This window comes from Roseateles sp. GW821-FHT03B02 (assembly GCF_059421025.1).
Genome location: NZ_JBWKUV010000004.1, coordinates 501,611 through 508,000, shown reverse-complemented (window position 1 = coordinate 508,000; position 6,390 = coordinate 501,611). Strand labels below are relative to the sequence as shown.

Below are 6,390 nucleotides of genomic sequence, written 5' to 3'. Positions count from 1 at the left end.
TCGCGCTGCGCTTTGTGATCAGCGAAGCCCACGACTGTAGCACAGGAAATTCGCGCAGGGCAAGAGATTTTGAAAACCAGCGCCAAAGAAGGCGCCCTGCGAGAGCGCCCCTTCTACCTTCTATCTATATGGGTCCGGGCTGTTGGAGCTCAGGCGGCAGGTCCGAAGCGCCAGCATTCGTTGCGCCTGCACTAACTCTCTCAGCATGCAGCGACCGCCTTCGTCGCCCTCAGCTTTCTTCCTGAAACGCCTCTTCCCGTTTGTTCTTGATGGAGGGCAGCATGACGACCACGATCATCAGCGCAGCCGCGATCAGCAGCCCGGCCGACAGCGGTCGCGTCAGGAACGTGCTCCAGTCGCCCCGCGCCAGCAGCAGCGCCCGGCGCAGGTTCTCTTCCATCATGGGACCGAGGATGAAACCAAGCAGCAACGGCGCCGGCTCGCAACTCAGCTTGTAGAACAGATAACCCAGTAGCGCGAACCCAGCCGTCAGGTAGACGTCGAAGCTGTTGTTGTTCAGCGAGTAGGTGCCGATGCAGCAGAAGACGACGATCGCTGGGAAGAGAAAGCGATAGGGCACCGTCAGCAATTTGATCCAGATGCCGATCAGCGGCAGGTTCAGCACGATGAGCATCAGGTTGCCGATCCACATCGATGCAATCAGGCCCCAGAAAAGTTCCGGGTTGCTCGTCATGACCTGCGGACCGGGCTGAATGCCCTTAATGGTCATGGCGCCCACCATCAGTGCCATGACGGCGTTGGGTGGGATGCCCAGCGTCAGCATCGGGATGAACGACGTCTGGGCACCGGCATTGTTCGCGCTCTCCGGCCCGGCAACGCCCTGAATGGCACCCTTGCCGAAGGGAACCCGCGGGTTCCGAGTGACCTTCTTCTCCAGGGTGTAGGAGGCGAACGAAGCCAGCAACGCTCCGCCTCCAGGCAGGACGCCCAGCACCGAACCCAGCGCAGTGCCTCGCAACACCGAGGGCCAAGCCTCCTTGAAATCCTCGCGAGTCGGCCACAAGCCTTTCACCTCCTTGGTGAAGACCTCCCGGTGCTCCTCCGGCTGACCGAGGTTGGCGATGATCTCGCCGAAGCCGAACACGCCCATTGCGATGACGACGAAGCCGATGCCATCGGTCAGCTCGGGCACATCGAAGGAGAAGCGCGCCGTGCCAGTGATGACGTCGGTATTGATCTGACCCAGCAGCAGGCCGAGCACGATCATTGCGATGGCCTTTATCAGAGAGCCCGACGCCAACACGACGGCCCCCACCAGACCCAGCACCATCAACGAGAAGTATTCGGCCGAGCCAAACTTGAAGGCCAGCTCTGTCAGCGGAGGCGCGAAGGCTGCAATGATGATGGTGCCAACGCAGCCGGCGAAGAAGCTGCCCAGGCCGGCGGCGGCGAGCGCCGCACCCGCGCGCCCACGGCGGGCCATCTGATAGCCGTCAATGGCTGTCACGACCGAGCTCGACTCCCCTGGCACGTTGATCAGGATCGCCGTCGTGGAACCGCCGTACTGCGCACCGTAATAGATGCCGGCCAGCATGATCAGCGCCGGCGTCGCGTCCAGCGTGTAGATGGACGGCAGCAGCATCGCGATGGTCGCAACCGGCCCTAGGCCCGGCAACACGCCGATCAACGTGCCAAGCACGGCGCCAAAGAAGGCATAGAGCAGGTTCTGCAGGCTCAGTGCCGTCTGGAACCCAAGGCCGAGGTTGTTCAACAGATCCATGTCGCGCCCTCAACCGGTGACGTAGATGGGCCAGAGCGGGATCGTCAGCTTCAACCCCCAGATGAACAGAGCCCAGCTTCCCACGGTCAGCACGACGCTGCTAATCAGCACGTCGCGCCAGTGAAATTCGTCCCCGGCCAGCGATGACAGCGTGATGAGTATGGGCAAGGTGCACGCCAGGCCCAGCCTCGGCAACGCGACGCCGAACACCGCCACCGCAGCGACGATGACGATCAGCGGCCGCCAGGCGACGGCGCCGATGGGGTCGCCCCCCTCAGACTCCAAGGTCAGCGCCTTGAACAGCACGAAGCCACCAAGGATGGCCAGCAGAACGCCAAGACCGAAAGGGAAGTAGCCGGGACCGGGCCGGGCGGAGGTGCCGAATGAATACTCGGTTGCCCCCCACGCGAACGCCACGCCCACCACCAAAAACATCAGCCCGGACAGGAAGTCCCGCTGGCTCTTGATCTTCATCGCTTGTCGCCTCCGGCGCGCCATGGGCACGCTTCATGTTGCTGGCGATTCTGGCAGTCGGGCCATGGCCGCCCGACTGTGGATTACACGTAAGACGGACCCACGCCGTGCGCTGAGGTCAAGTGGGCCGCATGACCTTTGCCGCAAGTCGAGCAGCACCTGCGTCTGGCGCGGTCGCGGTTCAGCCTTCCCAGGCCGGCGTGCTGCGCAGCACTTCCTCCACAGTCGTCACGCCTTCGGCCACTTTCATCGCGCCAGCCAGCCGCAGCGGGCGCAGGCCTTCCTGCATGGCCTGGCGACGCAGCGCCGCCAGATCGCCCAGCGCGCCCTTGACGCCTTCGGTCACGGTCAGAAGTTCATACAGGCCGGCCCGGCCGCGGAAGCCGGTATTGCGGCATTCGAGGCATCCGACGGGCTTGTAGGGCTTCACGCCGCCACCTAGCCGCCAATGCCGCACGAGGTCGTTCAGGCTCTCGCGTGTCACCAGCGGGTCGGGCTGCTTGCAATGCGGGCACAGCGTGCGCACCAGGCGCTGGGCCAGCACGCCGATGATGGTGGCGCTGAGCAGATAGCTGGGCACGCCCAGGTCCTGCAGCCGCGTGATGGCCGACACCGAATCGTTGGTATGCAGCGTGCTGAAGACGAGGTGACCGGTCAGCGCTGCCTGGATGGCCATCTCGGCCGTTTCCAGATCGCGGATCTCGCCCACCATGATGATGTCCGGGTCCTGGCGCATCAGCGCGCGCAGGCCTTCCGCGAACCCGAAGTCCAGCACGTTCTGCACCTGGGTCTGGTTGAAGGCCGGCTCGATCATCTCGATCGGGTCTTCGATGGTGCAGACATTGACCTCGTCCGTTGCCAGCCGCTTGAGCGTGGAGTACAGCGTCGTCGTCTTGCCGCTACCGGTCGGGCCGGTCACGAGGATGATGCCGTGGGGTTGCTTGACCAGGCTCTCCCAGCGGTCCGAGTCGTGCTGGCCGAAACCCAGCGACGACAGATCCTTGACCGCCGTGTCGGGGTCGAAGATGCGCATGACCATCTTCTCGCCGAAGGCCGTGGGCAGCGTGGACAGGCGCATTTCCACTTCGTCGCCGGCCGGGTTGCGTGTCTTGATGCGGCCGTCCAGCGGCCGGCGCTTCTCGACCACGTCCATGCGGCCCAGCAGCTTGATGCGCGATGTCATGGCCGCCATCACGGTGGGTGGCAGCTGGTAGACCGTATGCAGCACGCCGTCGATGCGGAAGCGGATGACGCCCATCTCGCGGCGCGGCTCCAGGTGGATGTCCGACGCGCGCTGGTCGAAGGCGTACTGCCACAGCCAGTCGACAACCTGCACGACGCCCTGGTCGTTGGCATCCAGCTGCTTGTTCGTCTTGCCCAGCTCCACGAGCTGCTCGAAGCTCGCCACCTGGCTCTGCTCGCCGGCCTTGGCCGCGGCCCGCACCGAGCGGGCCAGCGTGAAGAACTCGGTCGTGTAGCGCGCAATGTCCAGCGGGTTGGCAACGACCAGCTTGATGGGCTTGCGCACATGCGACTCGATCTGCGCCACCCAGCTCAGGTCGAAGGGCTCGGACGTCGCGATCGTCACGTCGTTCAGCCCGAACTGCACCGGCAGGCAGCGCTTGGCCTCGGCATAGCCGATGGACATCACATCGCCAACGCGGCCCACGTCCACCTTCAGCGGGTCGATGCGCAGATAGGGCATGCGCGCGCGCACGGCGAGCCATTCAGACAGCGCGTCCACGTCCAGCGGCTTGCCGGTGGACAGCCGCACCAGGCTGGCATGGCCCAGGCGCACCAGCGGGTGCAGGGAGCTGTCGCCGGCCGCAAAGCGCTGCTCGGTGCGCTGCACCTGCGGCTCGTCGATGAGGCCGTCCTCCAGCAGCCAGTGCAGCAGCTGGCGCCACTCCAGGCGGCCGTCGGACTTGGAAGCGGGAGCCAAGGGCTTGGACTTGGTCGACATGGTCAGAGTGCGTTGAGGATGCTCATCGGCAGCGGCTTCACGAGGCGCAGCCACTTGCGGGCCGGCAGCTTGAAGCGCGATTCGATATTAGCTGCGCGCTGCTCGAGGATCTCCCGATGCGGCACCTGCACGCCACGCGCCGCGACGACGACGGTGTTGCCTTCCTTGGTGGGCGCCAGGCTCCAGACCTGATCGGAACCGAAGGCGCGGGCAATGCGCAAGGCGCTGCGCGCGAAGCTGGCGCTGCGGCCGAACAGGTTGACCGTCATCAGCCCGCCGTCTGCCAGCACGCCGCGGCAGGCGGCGTAGAAAGCGTCGTCGTCTAGCACCGGAGCCGCGGCGTCGTGGTCGTAGAGGTCCACGTTCAGCACGTCCACGGTCTGCAGGTTGGCGTCGTCGTTGACCCACGCTGCCGCATCGGCATTGACCACGTTCAGCCGCGCATCATTGCCCGGCAGCCGGAACCACTGCCTGCAAGCCGCGATGACCTCCGGGTTGATCTCGATGGCCGTGGTCCTCATCTTCAGCTGGCCGTGGCAGAAACGCGTCAGCGCCGCTGCGCCCAGGCCCAGTTGAACCGCATGTCCCTCGCCCAGCACCGCCGGGTCACGCCACAGCATCCAGGCGCACATGCGCTGCACATATTCCAGCTCGATCTGGTCGGGCTTCCTGATGCGCATCGCACCCTGCACCCAGATCGAATCCAGGTGCAGGAAGCGCACGCCGTCGAACTCGCTCAGCGTCGCCGGGCCCCAGGTTTGCGGCCTGGCCTTCATTGCGCTGCCACCCAGTCACGCACCTCGGCCAGCATCGCGTCCAGCCGCCGGCGATCCAGCAGCCGGCCCTGTGTGACGACGGCGTCGATCTGGCGCGTCGCAGCGATGTCTTTCAGCGGGTTTGCGCGCAGCACGACGATGTCTGCCACCTTGCCTGCCGCCAGCGCGCCGTAGCGGTCCAGCTTTCCCAGGAAACGCGGCCCGGCGACAACGGCCGAGCGCAAGGCCTGCGCCGGCGTGAGGCCCGAGCGCACATAGACCGCCATCTCATCGTGCAGCGCCTGGCCGGGATAGTCGAAGCTGTTGAGAAACCCGGCGTCCGTGCCGGCGACGATCTCCACACCCGCCTCGGCCAGCAGCGGCAGCAGCGCCGCCGTCTTCTCGTAGCTGGCGTGGCGATAGGCGATGGCGTCCGGCCCATCCAGCGCCGCGCGCTTGACGCGCCAGTCGTAGGTCTGGCGCAGCTTGGGGCCGATGTACTTCAGGTAGTCGTCGTTGGCGTGATCATCCTGGTCCAGATAGGCCGTGATGCGGATGACCGACAGCGTCGGCACGACGGCCGTGCCCCGGCCGGCCAGGCGCTTGAAGGCGGCGCGGGCCGTGGCCTCGTCGAAGCTCGCCAGGCTCTGCTCGGCAGCCGAGCGCGCGGTGATGGCGCCGGCGGCCACCTGGGCCGTCAGCTCCGCCTCCTTCGGCGTCGCGGCGCGCAGCAGATAGTTCAGATGCTCCAGCGTGCCCAGCCCCGCTTCCGAAGCCTGGTCCAGCGTCACCTGCCCGTGCAGATGGGCCGAGCTCGGCAGGCCGCGCGCCTTGGCCTGGCGCAGCGCGTCCAGGTAGATGTCGGCGCGCATCGTGTTCTCGGTGATCTTGACGAAATCCGCCTTCTCCCCACGCAGCTTGTCGAGGGCCTGGCTCACCTCCTGCGGCGTGCCAACCTCCTGCGTGCCCTTCCACAACGGCTTGTAGCCCTCCAGCTTGGCGCCGGAAGCGAAGATCGCCGGGCCCAGCAGCTTCTTGGCCGCAATGTCGTCGCGCCACTGCAGCACGGTATCGCTGAGGTCGCCGGCGCAGTCGCGCACCGTCGTGACGCCATGCGCGAGATAAAGCGGCAGCAGCTGCCGGTTCTCCTCGATCAGCGCCTCGCCGCCGCCGAAGTGCACATGGCTGTCCCACAGGCCCGGGATCAGGTAGCGGCCCTGCAGGCTGAGCGTCTTCCTGGCCTTGTACTGGCCAAGCCGCTTCTCGTCGACGACGGCCAGAATGCGTTCGCCACGCGTGACGACGGCCTGGCCCTTGATCAATCGCCCCGCCGCCACATCGACGACGGTGGCGTCACGCAGGATCAGATCGGCCGGGATGGCCGCGGCGGCTGGCGACCCAACAGACGCCGCCCAGGCTGCGACGGCAGCCACCAACAGTCTTTTCATGCCGGGCAT

The 6,390-nt window shown here is 66.1% G+C and carries 5 protein-coding genes; all 5 read right to left on the bottom strand.

Translation table 11 applies throughout. The features are described 5' to 3' along the window. Positions 1-229: 229 nt before the first annotated feature. The 5 genes from AC07VX_RS14730 to AC07VX_RS14710 all read right to left on the bottom strand — a co-directional run bounded on the left by AC07VX_RS14730 (position 230) and on the right by AC07VX_RS14710 (position 6,381). The gene (locus AC07VX_RS14730; protein WP_493165475.1) at positions 230-1,741 is read right to left on the bottom strand and encodes a tripartite tricarboxylate transporter permease; all 1,512 of its coding nucleotides are present in this window, start codon (positions 1,739-1,741) and stop codon (positions 230-232) included. A gap of 9 nt (positions 1,742-1,750) precedes the next feature. Beyond that, on the bottom strand, positions 1,751-2,215 hold the full coding sequence (locus AC07VX_RS14725; protein ID WP_493165474.1) for a tripartite tricarboxylate transporter TctB family protein: 465 nt from the start codon (positions 2,213-2,215) through the stop codon (positions 1,751-1,753). A gap of 181 nt (positions 2,216-2,396) precedes the next feature. After that, a complete protein-coding gene (gene tfpB / locus AC07VX_RS14720; RefSeq protein WP_493165473.1) occupies positions 2,397-4,178 on the bottom strand; it encodes a type IV pilus assembly ATPase TfpB in 1,782 nt (593 codons plus the stop codon). 2 nt (positions 4,179-4,180) lie between these two features. After that, complete coding sequence (locus AC07VX_RS14715; protein WP_493165472.1) at positions 4,181-4,954, bottom strand: spermine/spermidine synthase domain-containing protein; 774 nt, start codon at positions 4,952-4,954, stop codon at positions 4,181-4,183. Further along, positions 4,951-6,381, bottom strand: coding sequence for an amidohydrolase family protein (locus tag AC07VX_RS14710; RefSeq protein ID WP_493165471.1), 1,431 nt, complete (start codon positions 6,379-6,381; stop codon positions 4,951-4,953). The genes AC07VX_RS14715 and AC07VX_RS14710 overlap by 4 nt, the downstream gene beginning before the upstream one ends. Positions 6,382-6,390 lie beyond the last annotated feature (9 nt).

Coding starts and splice junctions, on each gene's coding strand:
- AC07VX_RS14715 (WP_493165472.1), bottom strand. CDS start 4,954: ATGAAGGCCAGGCCGCAAACCTGGGGCCCGGCGACGCTGAGCGAGTTC.
- tfpB (WP_493165473.1), bottom strand. CDS start 4,178: ATGTCGACCAAGTCCAAGCCCTTGGCTCCCGCTTCCAAGTCCGACGGC.
- AC07VX_RS14710 (WP_493165471.1), bottom strand. CDS start 6,381: ATGAAAAGACTGTTGGTGGCTGCCGTCGCAGCCTGGGCGGCGTCTGTT.
- AC07VX_RS14730 (WP_493165475.1), bottom strand. CDS start 1,741: ATGGATCTGTTGAACAACCTCGGCCTTGGGTTCCAGACGGCACTGAGC.
- AC07VX_RS14725 (WP_493165474.1), bottom strand. CDS start 2,215: ATGAAGATCAAGAGCCAGCGGGACTTCCTGTCCGGGCTGATGTTTTTG.